Source organism: Pelagibius litoralis (assembly GCF_011683915.1).
GTDB classification, from domain to species: domain Bacteria; phylum Pseudomonadota; class Alphaproteobacteria; order Kiloniellales; family Kiloniellaceae; genus Pelagibius; species Pelagibius litoralis.
The window spans coordinates 382066-395599 of record NZ_JAAQPH010000001.1; the positions used below are offsets into that span (position 1 = coordinate 382066).

Annotated in this window: 14 protein-coding genes; 11 read left to right on the forward strand and 3 right to left on the reverse strand. The window is 63.8% G+C overall.

The window, feature by feature from the left end; genetic code table 11:
- Window positions 1–6: 6 nt before the first annotated feature.
- The 11 genes from kdsA (at window position 7) to thrS (ending at window position 11820) form a co-directional block, all read left to right on the forward strand.
- Window positions 7–855 (forward strand): 3-deoxy-8-phosphooctulonate synthase, encoded by an 849-nt coding sequence (gene kdsA / locus HBA54_RS01885; protein ID WP_167220746.1) that lies wholly within the window; start codon window positions 7–9, stop codon window positions 853–855.
- 208 nt (window positions 856–1063) lie between these two features.
- Window positions 1064–2341, forward strand: a complete 1278-nt coding sequence (gene eno / locus HBA54_RS01890) for a phosphopyruvate hydratase (protein ID WP_167220748.1) — start codon at window positions 1064–1066, stop codon at window positions 2339–2341.
- A 158-nt stretch (window positions 2342–2499) separates the two neighbouring features.
- Window positions 2500–2841, forward strand: coding sequence for an FtsB family cell division protein (locus HBA54_RS01895; protein ID WP_167220750.1), 342 nt, complete (start codon window positions 2500–2502; stop codon window positions 2839–2841).
- 176 nt (window positions 2842–3017) lie between these two features.
- A complete protein-coding gene (pdhA, locus tag HBA54_RS01900; RefSeq protein WP_167220752.1) occupies window positions 3018–4046 on the forward strand; it encodes a pyruvate dehydrogenase (acetyl-transferring) E1 component subunit alpha in 1029 nt (342 codons plus the stop codon).
- A gap of 75 nt (window positions 4047–4121) precedes the next feature.
- Entirely contained in the window at window positions 4122–5486 is a 1365-nt protein-coding gene (locus tag HBA54_RS01905; RefSeq protein WP_167220754.1) for a pyruvate dehydrogenase complex E1 component subunit beta, read from the forward strand.
- Between the two features lie 24 nt (window positions 5487–5510).
- Window positions 5511–6806 carry a pyruvate dehydrogenase complex dihydrolipoamide acetyltransferase gene (locus HBA54_RS01910; RefSeq protein WP_167220756.1) on the forward strand — a complete coding sequence of 432 codons (1296 nt, stop codon included), beginning with the start codon at window positions 5511–5513 and terminating at the stop codon, window positions 6804–6806.
- Between the two features lie 29 nt (window positions 6807–6835).
- Window positions 6836–7489 (forward strand): hypothetical protein, encoded by a 654-nt coding sequence (locus HBA54_RS01915; protein ID WP_167220758.1) that lies wholly within the window; start codon window positions 6836–6838, stop codon window positions 7487–7489.
- Window positions 7490–7511: 22 nt separating this feature from the next.
- Entirely contained in the window at window positions 7512–8915 is a 1404-nt protein-coding gene (lpdA, locus tag HBA54_RS01920; protein ID WP_167220760.1) for a dihydrolipoyl dehydrogenase, read from the forward strand.
- Between the two features lie 23 nt (window positions 8916–8938).
- Window positions 8939–9898 (forward strand): lipoyl synthase, encoded by a 960-nt coding sequence (lipA, locus tag HBA54_RS01925; RefSeq protein ID WP_167220762.1) that lies wholly within the window; start codon window positions 8939–8941, stop codon window positions 9896–9898.
- Window positions 9899–9934: 36 nt separating this feature from the next.
- A complete protein-coding gene (locus HBA54_RS01930; protein ID WP_167220764.1) occupies window positions 9935–10402 on the forward strand; it encodes a type II toxin-antitoxin system RatA family toxin in 468 nt (155 codons plus the stop codon).
- Window positions 10403–10632: 230 nt separating this feature from the next.
- On the forward strand, window positions 10633–11820 hold the full coding sequence (thrS, locus tag HBA54_RS01935) for a threonine--tRNA ligase (RefSeq protein ID WP_167220766.1): 1188 nt from the start codon (window positions 10633–10635) through the stop codon (window positions 11818–11820).
- Window positions 11821–11834: 14 nt separating this feature from the next.
- On the opposite strand, the gene HBA54_RS01940 is transcribed toward thrS, so the two are convergent.
- The 3 genes from HBA54_RS01940 to HBA54_RS01950 are packed head-to-tail and all read right to left on the reverse strand — an operon-like array spanning window position 11835 to window position 13531.
- On the reverse strand, window positions 11835–12566 hold the full coding sequence (locus HBA54_RS01940) for a CPBP family intramembrane glutamic endopeptidase (RefSeq protein ID WP_167220768.1): 732 nt from the start codon (window positions 12564–12566) through the stop codon (window positions 11835–11837).
- Window positions 12567–13058 (reverse strand): CinA family protein, encoded by a 492-nt coding sequence (locus tag HBA54_RS01945; protein WP_322095956.1) that lies wholly within the window; start codon window positions 13056–13058, stop codon window positions 12567–12569.
- Window positions 13055–13531 carry a phosphatidylglycerophosphatase A family protein gene (locus HBA54_RS01950; protein WP_322095957.1) on the reverse strand — a complete coding sequence of 159 codons (477 nt, stop codon included), beginning with the start codon at window positions 13529–13531 and terminating at the stop codon, window positions 13055–13057. The genes HBA54_RS01945 and HBA54_RS01950 overlap by 4 nt, the downstream gene beginning before the upstream one ends.
- Window positions 13532–13534: the final 3 nt, after the last annotated feature.

The following is a 13534-nucleotide window of genomic DNA, read 5'->3' on the forward strand; positions in this document are numbered from 1 at the left end:
CCCAGGATGGCGCAGGCAAAGCACGTAAAAGTTGGACCCGTCACCCTCGGCAACGATCTGCCGTTTGCGCTGATTGCGGGCCCCTGCGCTATGGAAAGCCGGGCCCATGCGCTGGAAATGAGCCATGCGCTGACCGAGATGGCGGCGGAACTGGGCATCGGCCTGATTTACAAATCCTCTTTCGACAAAGCCAATCGGACCAGCCTGACGGCTGCCCGCGGCATTGGGCTGAACGAAGCCCTCTCGGTATTTGCCGAAGTGCGCGAGACCTATGGTTGCCCGGTTCTGACCGACGTCCATACAGCGGAACAGTGCGGCATCGTTGGTGAAGTGGTCGACGTCCTGCAGATTCCGGCCTATCTCTGCCGTCAGACAGATCTGCTGGTCGCCGCCGCCAATACGGGCAAAGTGGTCAACGTCAAGAAAGGCCAGTTCCTGGCCCCCTGGGACATGAAGAACGTCGCCGCCAAGATCACTGAAAGCGGCAATCCCAACGCCCTGGTGTGCGAGCGCGGAGCGTCCTTCGGCTACAACACCTTGGTTTCGGACATGCGCTCGCTGGCGATTATGGCGGCGGACACCGATTGTCCTGTGGTCTACGACGCCACGCACTCGGTCCAGCAACCGGGCGGCCGCGGCGGTTCTTCCGGGGGACAGCGCGAATTCGTGCCGGTTCTCGCTCGCGCCGCCATCGCGGTCGGGGTGGCCGCTGTCTTCATGGAAACCCATCAGGATCCGGACAGAGCGCCATCGGACGGCCCCAATATGGTGCCGCTGCATCAGTTGAAGGATCTGATCACGACCCTTATGGCATTCGACGGAATTGCCAAGGCCAATCCCATTGAATTGAACTGATCGTCGTCCCAAGGCCGGAGAGGCTACCGACAGCAACTCGCCGGTCGACATTTGGCTCGCGCTCGCCTATAGCAATCCGCGTGTCGCCTGCGGACAAAAAACGCGGGCAACAGCTTTGGGCAACGCAAGAGTGTCTTAGCGGTCGGCAGGGCGAAGCGCCTGATGCCGGCATCCAGGGATCGCAAACCGGGAAAGCGTCGAGAGGGTCATGACAGCAATCATCGATATCAGGGGCCGGGAAATATTGGATTCCCGCGGCAATCCGACCGTTGAGGTCGACGTGACGCTCGAAAGCGGGGCCTTCGGCCGGGCCGCGGTGCCTTCCGGCGCTTCCACCGGCGCCCATGAGGCCGTGGAGCTGCGCGACGGCAACAAAAAGCGCTATGGCGGCAAGGGTGTGCTGGCGGCCGTCGAAGCGGTCAACCACGAGATTTTCGACGTGCTCTCCGGCCTCGACGGCGAGGACCAGGTGCACATCGATCAGATGATGATCGACCTGGACGCGACCGAGAACAAAAGCCGCCTGGGCGCCAACGCGATCCTCGGTGTTTCCTTGGCTGTCGCAAAGGCCGCGGCGGAAGAGGCGGGCCTGCCGCTCTACCGCTATGTCGGCGGCAGCTATGCCCGTACCCTGCCGGTGCCGATGATGAACATCATCAACGGCGGCGCCCATGCCGACAACCCGATCGACATTCAGGAGTTCATGATCATGCCGGTCGGGGCCGACAGTCTGGCCGAGGCGGTGCGCACGGGCTCCGAGATTTTTCACGCCCTGCGCAAGGGCCTGAAGGACGCCGGCCACAACACCAATGTCGGCGATGAGGGCGGCTTCGCCCCGAACCTCGCCTCGACCGACGAGGCGCTCGGCTTCGTGGCCCGGGCGACCGAGGCCGCCGGCTATAAGCTGGGCGATGACGTGATGCTGGCGCTCGATTGTGCCTCAACCGAGTACTTCAAGAACGGCAAGTACGAGCTGGAAGGCGAGGGCAAGAGTCTCGATTCAGCGGCCATGGTCGATTACCTGGTGGCGCTCTGCGACCGCTATCCCATCCTTTCCATCGAAGACGGCATGGGCGAGGACGATTGGGAGGGCTGGAAGCTTTTGACCGACGCCCTGGGCGACCGGGTGCAGCTGGTCGGTGACGATCTCTTCGTCACCAACCCCGTCCGGCTGAGCGACGGCATCGCCAAGGGGGTGGCCAATTCGATCCTGGTGAAGGTGAACCAGATCGGCAGCCTGTCGGAAACCCTGGAGGCAGTGAACATGGCCCACAAGGCGGCTTACACCGCGGTGATGTCCCATCGCTCCGGCGAGACCGAGGACGCCACCATCGCCGATCTGGCGGTGGCGACCAACTGCGGCCAGATCAAGACCGGCTCGCTGTCCCGCTCGGACCGGCTGGCGAAGTACAACCAGCTGATCCGGATCGAGGAGGAATTGGGCACCGCCGCGGTCTATGCCGGGCGCGACGTCCTGCGCAGCTGAAAAGTTACTTAGGCGTGGTCTAAAACCCACCGCCTGAAGGGTCCAAAAGGAGTCCAAAGCGCGAACAGTCGGCGCAGGAGGTTCATTCTTGAATCTCTTTGGAATCTTTGACTCTTTTTTTCTTGACCCTGCGAATCGCTCTGTGATTCGTTGTGCTCATGCGTCTTATCAGAGAGATCAAAAACCGCGCCCGGCAAGCGGCCCCCCAGGTACTCGCTGCCTGCATGGTTGCCTACTTCGCCTATCACGCGATGAACGGCGACCGGGGCTTCTATGCCTGGATCATGCTGAAGCAGGAGCGCGCCCAGGTACTGATGACGGCGGAGAGCCTGCAACGCCAGCGCGCCGAGCTGGAAACCCGGGCTGCCCTGCTGCGGGGCCATGCACTGGAGCCGGACCTGCTTGAAGAGCGCGCGCAAGCGATCTTGAACTACGGTACGCAGCAGGATCATGTTATCTTTCTGCCGCCGGAGTTGCAGCGTAACGGCGAACCGCTCTGACCAGCTGGAAAGCGCATTCTTTCGGCCTTAACTTATATTGTGTTAATTAATAAATTTCCGATATAAAACAAAGCATTAACCACGATTGCATCGATTTAAGTCCTGGGGTAAGCTCGGCGCGTAGATGGGCGGGTTTCAACCGCCTTTGGCCCTATGCGCAACGCGGGGAGACCCCTATGGCGAACAGTAAGGCGGCGGCATCACGTGCCGGCGGCAAACGCAAAGCTGCCGCGGCACCGATCAAAGCCTCGGTCGAAGATCTTCAGAAATACTATCGCGACATGCTGTTGATCCGCCGCTTTGAGGAAAAGGCCGGGCAGATGTACGGCATGGGGCTGATCGGCGGCTTCTGCCACCTCTACATCGGTCAGGAAGCAGTTGTCGTGGGCGTGCAGGCGTCCATGGGCCCCTTGGATACGGTGCTGACCTCCTACCGCGACCATGCCCATATGCTCGCCTGCGGCATGGACCCCAAGGGGGTGATGGCGGAGCTGACCGGGCGTAGCGGCGGCTACTCCAAGGGCAAGGGCGGTTCCATGCACATGTTCAGCCATGAAGAACGCTTCTACGGTGGCCACGGCATTGTCGGCGCCCAGGTGCCGATCGGCACCGGCTTGGCTTTTGCGCACCGCTATCTGGAAGAGGATGCGGTCTCGATCAGCTACCTCGGCGACGGCGCGCTGAACCAGGGCCAGGTCTATGAGTCCTTCAACATGGCGGCGCTGTGGTCGCTGCCGGCGGTCTACGTGATCGAGAACAACAAGTACGGCATGGGTACTTCGATCGAGCGGTCCTCGGCCAAGAGCACCGAGCTCTATCATCGCGGCCAGGCCTACGGCATCCCCGGCGTCCAGGTCGACGGCATGGATGTACTGGCGGTGCGCGAGGCGGCGGAGAAGGCGCTCAGCCATGCCCGCTCCGGCAAGGGGCCCTTCATCATGGAAATGATGACCTACCGCTATCGCGGCCACTCCATGTCCGATCCGGCCAAGTACCGTTCGAAGGAAGAAGTCCAGAAGGTCCGCCAGGAGCGCGACCCCATCGAACGGCTGCGCGGCATTATGATTGAGCGCGAGGTGATGGACGAAGAGCACCTGAAGGCGCTGGACAAAGAGGTGAAGGCCGTCGTTTCCGAGGCGGCGGACTTCGCGCAGACCAGCCCGGAGCCGGATGTCTCCGAGCTTTACACCGACGTCTACGTCTAAATCATCAGGACAATTCCGGCGCGACGGGGCCTGATCCCGTTCCAGCGGCTGGACGCAATTTTCCCGGGAGGGGACATGCCAATCGAGATTCTAATGCCAGCGCTTTCGCCCACGATGACAGAGGGCAAGCTGGCCAAGTGGCTGAAACAGGAAGGCGATGACGTAGCCTCCGGTGACATCCTGGCGGAAATCGAGACCGACAAGGCAACCATGGAGGTCGAGGCGGTCGATGAGGGCAAGATCGGCAAGATCATGGTGGCCGAGGGCACGGAAGCGGTGCCGGTGAACCAGGTGATTGCCGTTCTGCTGGAAGACGGCGAAGACGCCTCGGCGATCTCGACGGCGCCGGCAGCGGTGCCCGCGGCTGCACCGGCGGCAGAGGCGCCCGCGCCGGCAACGGCCAGTGCGCCGCCGATGGCGACGCCCGCCGCCGCAGAGCCCGAGTGGTCGGGTGCAACGGTCACTCAGACCGTGCGCGATGCACTGCGCGATGCCATGGCCGAGGAGATGCGCGCCAATGACCGCGTTTTCCTGATGGGTGAAGAGGTGGCGGAGTATCAGGGCGCCTATAAGGTCAGCCAGGGCCTGCTGGACGAGTTCGGCGCCCGCCGGGTGGTCGATACGCCGATCACCGAACACGGCTTTGCGGGCCTCGGTGTCGGCGCCGCCATGTACGGCCTGCGCCCCATTGTCGAGTTCATGACCTTCAACTTCGCCATGCAGGCGATCGATCACATCATCAACTCCGCCGCCAAGACGCACTACATGTCCGGCGGCCAGATCTCCTCACCCATTGTTTTCCGCGGCCCCAACGGCGCCGCGGCCCGGGTCGCCGCCCAGCATTCCCAATGCTATGCCTCCTGGTATGCCCATGTGCCGGGCCTGAAGGTCGTTGCCCCCTATTCGGCGGCTGACGCCAAGGGCTTGTTGAAATCGGCAATCCGCGACGACAACCCGGTAATCTTCCTGGAGAACGAGATTCTCTACGGCCAGAGCTTCGAGGTGCCGGACTCGGCCGACTGGACCGTGCCCATCGGCAAGGCCAAGGTCGTCCGGCCGGGCAAGGACGTCACCATCACCGCGTTTTCGATCATGGTGGGCAAGGCCCTGGAGGCCGCCGAGTTGCTGGCGGCCGAGGGCATCGATGCGGAGGTCATTGACCTGCGCAGCCTGCGGCCACTGGATACCGAGACCATCATCGCTTCGGTGCAGAAGACCAACCGGCTGGTGACCTGCGAGGAAGGCTGGGGCTATTCGGGCATCGGCTCGGAGGTTGCCTCGGTGGCCATGGAGCAGGCCTTCGACTGGCTCGATGCGCCGGTGAAACGGGTCTACGGCGTCGATGTGCCGATGCCCTATGCCGCCAATCTGGAAGCGCTGGCCTTGCCGCAGGCAAGCCACATCGCCGCTGGAGCCAAAGAAGTCTGCTACCGCGGCTAGCGCGGCGCAGGAGGGGACAGAGACATGCCAATCAATATTCTGATGCCGGCGCTTTCGCCGACCATGACCGAAGGCACCCTGGCCAAGTGGCTGGTGAAAGAAGGCGACGAGATCGCCTCCGGCGACGTGATCGCCGAGATTGAAACCGACAAGGCGACCATGGAGGTCGAGGCGATCGACGAAGGCACGATCGGCAAGATCTTCGTGGCCGAGGGTACCGAAGCCGTCGCAGTCAACCAAGTGATCGCCGTGGTGCTGGAGGAGGGCGAGGACGCTTCCGCGATCAGCGATGCACCGGCTGTTGCGGCGCCAAGCCCGGCCGCGCCGGCGCCGGCTGCGAGCACCAACGGTTCGACGCCACCGCCGGCTGCTGCAGCGCCGGCCCCAGCGGCACCGGCTGCCGGTGGCGGCAACCGCGTGTTCGCCAGCCCTCTGGCCCGGCGCATCGCCAAGGACAAGGGCATCGATCTGACGGCCCTGAAAGGCAGCGGCCCCCATGGCCGCATCGTGAAAGCCGATGTCGAGAACGCCCAACCCGGACAAGCGGCTCCCGCCGCAGCGGCGGCAACCCCGGCGGCGGCAGCGGCCCCCGCCGCTTCGGGGCCGGGCGCCAAAGAGATGGCCGACCTGCTGGGCATGACCTACACGCAGGAACCGCTCAGCGGCATGCGCAAGGTGATCGCCAAGCGCCTGACCGAGTCCAAGCAGCAGGTTCCGCACTTCTACCTGACGGTCGACTGCCAGGTGGACGAACTGCTGAAGGTCCGCAAGGAACTGAACGGCCGTTCGGACGCCTACAAGATCTCGGTGAACGACTTCGTCATCCGCGCCGTCGCCCTGGCGCTGAAGAAGGTACCGGCGGCCAATGCCTCCTACGACGAGTCCGGCCTGCTGTTCTATAACAATGCCGATGTCTCGGTGGCGGTGGCGACCCCTGCGGGCCTCATCACGCCGATCATCAAGGCGGCGGAGACCAAGGGCCTGGCCGCCATCTCCACAGAAATGAAGGACCTGGCGGTTCGCGCCCGCGACGGCAAGCTGAAGCCTGAGGAATACCAGGGCGGCACCTTCTCGGTCTCCAACCTCGGCATGTTCGGCATCAAGGATTTCTCCGCCGTCATCAACCCGCCCCAGGGCTGCATCCTGGCGGTCGGCGCCGGCGAGCAGCGCCCGGTGGTGAAAGACGGGGCGCTGACCATCGCCACGGTGATGAGCTGCACCCTCTCGGTCGATCACCGCGTCGTTGACGGCGCCGTCGGCGCCCAGTTCCTCGCGGCCTTCAAGAAGCTGATCGAAGACCCGCTGACGATGCTGCTTTAGGCGACATCTTTGCACCGGAAAGGAAAACCGTGAGAGGTCTTCCAAAACTGTTGTTTGCCCTTTTGGTCGTCGTTTTGACGATCCCTACCGGTGTGAGAGCGGACCCGGCAGCCGTGGACCAGAGCTTCGCCGCCTACAAGCAGGCGCTCGTCGAGGGCGACGGGGAGGCGGCTTCCAAGCTGACGGCCGCCGACACTCACGCTTTTCTGGACGAGACCCTGGAACGGGCGCTGACCATGGAAGCGGCGGAGGTGCGGGCCCTGCCGCTGCTCGATCAGATCTCGGTGCTGATGCTTCGTCACAACATGAAGCCCGAGCAACTGCGGGCGATGCAGAAGAGCGATGCGGTGGCCTATGCCGTCGATCAGCGTGCCTTCGATATGGACGAGGTTGAGCGGCTGACGGCGGCGCCTTTCTCCGTCAATGGCGACCGGGCCCAGGCCGAACTGTCGAACCTGAAAGGCTCGCCGATTCCGGTCTCGGTGCACTTCAAGGAAGAGGCTGATGGTTGGAAGTTCGATCTGCTTTCTTCGATCGCACCGTTCCGAGCGGTTTTCGAATCCCAGGCGGGTCTCTTTGCCAACCTGAAGACCAGCGACGGCAAGAGCGGTGTGGTGCCGTTGATCCTTCATCTGATCAGCGGGCGGGCGCCCGACGCGAATATATGGAATCCGCCGGGCTGAGCGCCGGCAGCAGGAGAGTGATATGGCTGATACGAACTTTGACCTGATCATCGTCGGCGGCGGGCCGGGCGGTTACGTCGCGGCGATCCGCGCCGCGCAGTTGAAGATGAAGGTCTGCGTTGTGGAGCGCGAGCACCTGGGCGGCATCTGCCTGAACTGGGGCTGCATCCCGACCAAGGCGCTGCTGCGCTCGGCAGAGATCTATCACTACATGCAGCACGCCGACGCCTACGGCCTTTCGGCCAGCAACACCGGCTTCGACCTGGCCAAGGTTGTGCAGCGTTCGCGCGGCGTCTCCAAGCAACTGAACGGCGGCGTCGGTCACCTGCTGAAGAAAAACAAGGTCACGGTGATTGACGGCGAGGCCAAGCTGAACGGGCCGGGCAAGCTGGTCGTCACCAAGGACGGCAAAAAGCTCTCCGACCTCACCGCACCCCACATCATTCTGGCGACCGGCGCCCGGCCGCGCGCCCTGCCGGGGATCGAGCCGGACAAGAAACTGATCTGGACCTACTTCGAGGCGATGGTGCCCCAGACCATGCCCAAGACCCTGCTGGTCATCGGCTCCGGCGCTATCGGGATCGAGTTCGCTTCCTTCTTCCGCACCATGGGCGCCGAGGTCACGGTGGTCGAGGTGATGCCCCAGGTCATGCCGGTTGAGGACGAAGAAATTTCCAAGCATGCCCGCAAGCAGTTCGAAAAGCAGGGCATGAAGATCATGACCGAAACCAAGGTCGTGTCTGTGAAGAAGGGTGCCGACAACGTCATCGCCACCATCGAAGACAAGGCCGGCAAGAAATCCGAGATCACCGTCGACCGGGTGATCTCCGCCGTCGGCGTGCGGGGCAACATCGAAAACATCGGCCTGGAAACCACCAAGGTGAAGACCGACCGCGGCTGCATCGTCATCGACGAATACGGGCGCACGGCGGAACCGGGCATCTATGCCATCGGCGATGTCGCCGGCCCGCCGATGCTGGCCCACAAGGCCGAGCACGAAGGCGTCATCTGCGTCGAAAAGATCGCCGGCCTGAACAACGTCCATCCGATGAAGAAAGAACAGATCCCCGGCTGCACCTACTGCCACCCGCAGGTTGCCAGCGTCGGCCTGACCGAAGCGAAGGCGAAGGCGGCGGGCCATCAGGTGAAGGTCGGCCGTTTCCCCTTTCTCGGCAACGGCAAGGCCATTGCCCTGGGTGAGCCCGAGGGCATGGTGAAGACCGTCTTCGACGCCAAGACCGGTCAGTTGTTGGGCGCCCACATGGTCGGGGCCGAGGTGACCGAGCTGATTCAGGGCTATGTCGTGGCCATGGGGCTGGAGACCACCGAGGAAGAGCTGATGCACACAGTCTTCCCGCATCCCACCCTCTCCGAGATGATGCACGAGTCGGTCCTTGATGCTTACGGCCGCGTCATCCATATGTAGTCTATGAAAGACAGGCGAGCACGATGAGCAGCGACAGCACCACCGAGACCCCACGGGTCCGCCATCCTGAGAAGGCCCATAAGCCGGACCAGGAGGTGAAGCGCAAGCCTGCCTGGATCCGGGTGAAGGCGCCTGTTTCCAAGGAGTATCACGCGACCCGCGAGATCATTCGTGAACATAAGCTCGCCACGGTCTGCGAGGAGGCGGCCTGCCCGAACATCGGGGAATGCTGGGCCCAGCGCCATGCCACCATGATGATCATGGGCGAGATCTGCACCCGCGCTTGCAGCTTCTGCAATGTTTCCACCGGCAAGCCCGGCGCACTCGATCCCTTCGAGCCGGTCAACGTCGCTTCCGCCGTGGCCAAGCTGGGCCTGAAGCATGTGGTCATCACCTCGGTCGACCGCGACGACCTGGACGACGGCGGTGCCGCGCATTTCGCCGAAGTTATCCGCGCGACCCGCGAAGCCTCGCCGGATACCACCATCGAAATTCTGACCCCGGATTTCCTGCGCAAGGAAGGCGCGGTTTCCGTTGTGGTCGAAGCGCGGCCCGACGTGTTCAACCACAATCTGGAAACCGTGCCGCGGCTCTATACCGAGGTCCGGCCCGGCGCGCGCTACTTCCACTCCCTGCGCCTGCTCGATGAGGTGAAGCGTCAGGATCCCAGCCTTTTCACCAAGTCCGGCATCATGGTCGGCCTGGGCGAGGCGAAGGAAGAGGTGCTGCAGGTCATGGACGACCTGCGCTCCGCCGATGTCGATTTCCTCACCATCGGGCAGTACCTGCAGCCGACCCCCAAGCACCATGTGGTCGACCGCTTCGTGACACCGGAGGAGTTCAAACAGTACGAAGCCATGGCCTACGGTAAGGGCTTCCTCATGGTCTCGGCGACGCCCTTGACCCGTTCCTCCTATCACGCGGGTGAGGACTTCGCCCGCCTGCGCGCCGCGCGGGAAGCCAAACTGGCCGCCGCCGGTTAGTAGTCTCGCAAGTAAGTCTCGGTTACACTCCCGCCCATGCCGATTCACACGGAAAAGCGCGTGCTGCCCTATACGCCCGGGCAGCTTTACGACCTTGTCGTCGATATTGAGCGCTACCCCGAATTCCTGCCCTGGTGCCTGGGCGCGCGGATCAAGTCGCGCCAGGAAGACCTGATCGTGGCCGACCTCATCATCGGCTTCAAGATGTTCCGCGAGCGTTTCACCAGCCGGGTGACCCCCGATGCCGCGGCCGGGCGCATCGATGTGACCTATGCCGAGGGACCCTTCAAGTACCTGGAGAACCACTGGGTTTTCGAAGACCACCCAAAGGGCTGCCAGATCGATTTCTATGTCGATTTCGAGTTCCGCAACAAGCTGCTGCAGAAGGTGATCGAGGCCCTGTTCCACGAGGCCGTGCGCCGCATGGTCGCCGCTTTCGAGACTCGTGCCGGCGTGCTCTACGGCGCTTCGGGCGCTGTGATCTCCCACCAGCAGGGCGGCTAGGGCCTTGGAATCTCCCGCAGGATCGGTTATTCAACGCCCATGATTAGTTTCGCCGTCATCACCGCAACCACCACCACGACCCGCAACGGCGGGCCGCGAGGAGTTTTGTTGTGCTGATTTCAGCTTCATAGAACACCCAAGGGGCCCCGCCGATTTCGGACGGGGCCCTTTGCATTTCCGGTCTTCGTCCGATCGCCGCCGGCTCCGCAGCTTTGCGAGAGGACAAGACAATGGAAGAACAGGATCACCGGGTCATCGCCCGGCGCATGGACCTTTTCCACCAGCAGGAAGAGGGGCCGGGGATGATCTTCTGGCACCCCCGCGGCTTTGCCGTCTATCAACTGATCGAAGAGGAAATCCGCGGCCACATGCGCGCCGCCGGCTTCAGTGAACTGCGCACGCCGCAACTGCTGGACCGCTCGCTCTGGGAGGCCAGCGGCCACTGGCAGAAGTTCGGCAAGGAGATGTTCGTCTTCGAGGACGGGGAGCAGCAGAAGGCCCTGAAGCCGATGAGTTGTCCCGGCCATATCGAGGTCTTCAACAGCCGCCTGCGATCCTACCGCGACCTGCCGCTGCGTTACTGCGAGTTCGGCGCCTGCCTGCGCAACGAACCATCGGGCGCACTGCTCGGCCTGATGCGCACCCGGGCTTTCGTACAGGACGACGCCCACATCTTCTGCCTGGAGGAACAGGTGGAAGAGGAGGTGGCGAAGTTCTGCCGCCTGCTGCAGGCCGTCTATGCCCGTTTCGGTTTTGACGACGTGGCGGTCGGCCTGTCGACACGGCCGGCAGAGCGCGCTGGCGAAGATGCTGTCTGGGACCGTGCCGAAGACATGCTGGCTGTCGCGGCCACTTCCGCAGGCCTGGATTTCAAGCTGCAGCCGGGCGAGGGCGCCTTCTACGGCCCGAAGCTGGAGTTCGTCCTGCGCGACAACAAGGGCCGCTCCTGGCAGTGCGGCACGATCCAGGTGGACCTGGTCCTGCCGGAGCGCCTGGACGCCGCTTTCACGGACACCGAAGGGCGGCGGCTGCGCCCGGTCATGCTGCACCAGGCGGTGCTGGGCAGTATCGAGCGGTTTCTCGGCGTCCTGCTGGAACACTACGCCGGCAAGCTGCCTTTCTGGCTCGCCCCCGATCAGGTGGTGGTGGCCTCCATTAACCCGGAGCAGGCGAACTACGCTGAAGAGGTTGTCGCTGACCTGAAGGTCGCTGGTCTGCGTGCCGTCTCGGACGTCCGGCCCGAACGCCCAGCCAAGAAAGTGGTCAACGCCCGTGCCTTGGGCATCCCCTGCTTCATCGCCGTGGGGCCGCGCGAGATGGAAGAGAACCGCGTCGCGCTGCGTCAGGACAACGGACAGTCGAAAGCCCTGACATTGGCGGCCCTTGCCGACTTTCTGCACAGCAAGGCTGCCGCGTGATGGAAGAGGGACCGCTAACCCGCCTGTCCCATGGCCAGGGCGGCGAAGAGCGCGATGAGGTTCAGGCTGTTGAAGAGACCGTGGATGATGATCGGCGGCCAGAGGGAACCGCTGTATTCGCGCGCCGCCGCCAGGATCAGGCCCATGAGGATGAAGGCGGGGATCAGTGGCGGGATGAAGTGCAGCAGGGAGAAGCAGACGGCACTCACGAGGGCGGCGGGCAGGAAGGAAAAACGCCGGCGCAGCAGCGGAAACAGCAGCCCGCGAAACAGCACCTCCTCAGTCAGGGGAACCAGCACGCCGACCAGGCCGATCATGGCGATCAGACGCCCCCAGCCGAAACCGCCGGCGCTCAGGATATCGACCTGGGGATTCTCGAAAGGACTCTCCAGCAAGGATTCAAAGGCGAGGCGGGAGAGCGCCATCAGGGGGACGCAGGCCAACCCCCCGGCGATGGCGAGGCGATACCAGGCGCGGTCGGCTGGTGCGAAACCAAGATCGGCCCAGGCGATCCGCCGCCTGGTGACAATCAGCAGATGGACAAGCAGGAGAGGAACCAGGGACTGAAACAACAGCAGCGGCAAGAGGCCGTCTTGAGAGAGTTCACGACCGAAGAGATCCGCCAAGCGGTCTTTCTGGCTGCCGAGCAACAGGGCAAGGGCGATGAAAAGAGCCAGCAGCAGCACGATATCCCAACGCGTCACCGCTGGAAGATGGCGGGGCGCTGCGCGGGGCGGAAACAGCATTCAGCCGGCCGCTTCGTTCAACAGGCGCAGCGCTTCTGCGAGGGTGGCCAGCCGTACGGCGCCGCGGTCGCCGGGAAAAACGAAGCGCTCGGCCCTGGCCGCGCCACCGCGTGTTGCGATGCCCAGATAAACCAGACCCACCGGCTTCCCGGCGGTCGCACCACCGGGGCCGGCGATGCCGGTGGCGGAGACGGCGATGTCGGCTTGCGACTGGGCGACCGCGCCCCGGGCCATGGCCTCGGCCACTTCGGCACTGACGGCGCCCTGTGCTTCGATCATCGCCGCCGGCACCGCCAGCATCTGTTGCTTGGCTTCGTTGGAGTAGGTGACCATGCCGCGGTCGACCACGTCGGAAGAGCCGGCGATCTCGGTCAGGCTGGCGGCGATCAATCCGCCGGTGCAAGATTCCGCCGTTGCGATACGAAGTCCCTTTGCCCGGCAGTGGGCGAGAACGGCGGTAGCGCTGTCCAGTATCTCTTGATCGAAGGTCACAGGTTGCTCCACAGCCAGAGGCCGCCATAGGTGCAGGCAGCGGCATAGAGGCCGGCGATCATGTCATCCAGCATGATCCCCGGCGCACCGGCGAGGGAGCGGTCGGCCCAGTTGGCGGGCCAGGGTTTCAGGATGTCGAACAGCCGGAAGAAGACAAAGGCGAGAACGACACCGAAGGGATCGAGCGCGCAAGGCACCAGGGCCAGCCATTGGCCGGCGACCTCGTCGATCACGATCTCACCCGGGTCTTTGCGTGCCAGCCCGCTTTGGTAGCGGGCCGATGCCCAAAGCCCGAGAATGAAGGCCAGGACAGCGGCCAGAGCCAAAACGACAGGGCCGCCGAACCAGAGAATCGCCAGACCGAACGGCAGAGCCGCGAGAGAGCCCCAGGTGCCCGGGGCGCCGGGCAGGAGACCGCTGCCGAACCAGGTCGCGATCAGCGACGACGGCAGCCAGGGTGAGGGGACGGCCACCGG

Excerpts from the sequence above, each read along its gene's own strand:
- kdsA (WP_167220746.1), top strand. The coding sequence starts at position 7 with ATGGCGCAGGCAAAGCACGTAAAAGTTGGACCCGTCACCCTCGGCAAC.
- eno (WP_167220748.1), top strand. The coding sequence starts at position 1,064 with ATGACAGCAATCATCGATATCAGGGGCCGGGAAATATTGGATTCCCGC.
- HBA54_RS01895 (WP_167220750.1), top strand. The coding sequence starts at position 2,500 with ATGCGTCTTATCAGAGAGATCAAAAACCGCGCCCGGCAAGCGGCCCCC.
- pdhA (WP_167220752.1), top strand. The coding sequence starts at position 3,018 with ATGGCGAACAGTAAGGCGGCGGCATCACGTGCCGGCGGCAAACGCAAA.
- HBA54_RS01905 (WP_167220754.1), top strand. The coding sequence starts at position 4,122 with ATGCCAATCGAGATTCTAATGCCAGCGCTTTCGCCCACGATGACAGAG.
- HBA54_RS01910 (WP_167220756.1), top strand. The coding sequence starts at position 5,511 with ATGCCAATCAATATTCTGATGCCGGCGCTTTCGCCGACCATGACCGAA.
- lpdA (WP_167220760.1), top strand. The coding sequence starts at position 7,512 with ATGGCTGATACGAACTTTGACCTGATCATCGTCGGCGGCGGGCCGGGC.
- lipA (WP_167220762.1), top strand. The coding sequence starts at position 8,939 with ATGAGCAGCGACAGCACCACCGAGACCCCACGGGTCCGCCATCCTGAG.
- HBA54_RS01930 (WP_167220764.1), top strand. The coding sequence starts at position 9,935 with ATGCCGATTCACACGGAAAAGCGCGTGCTGCCCTATACGCCCGGGCAG.
- thrS (WP_167220766.1), top strand. The coding sequence starts at position 10,633 with ATGGAAGAACAGGATCACCGGGTCATCGCCCGGCGCATGGACCTTTTC.
- HBA54_RS01940 (WP_167220768.1), bottom strand. The coding sequence starts at position 12,566 with ATGCTGTTTCCGCCCCGCGCAGCGCCCCGCCATCTTCCAGCGGTGACG.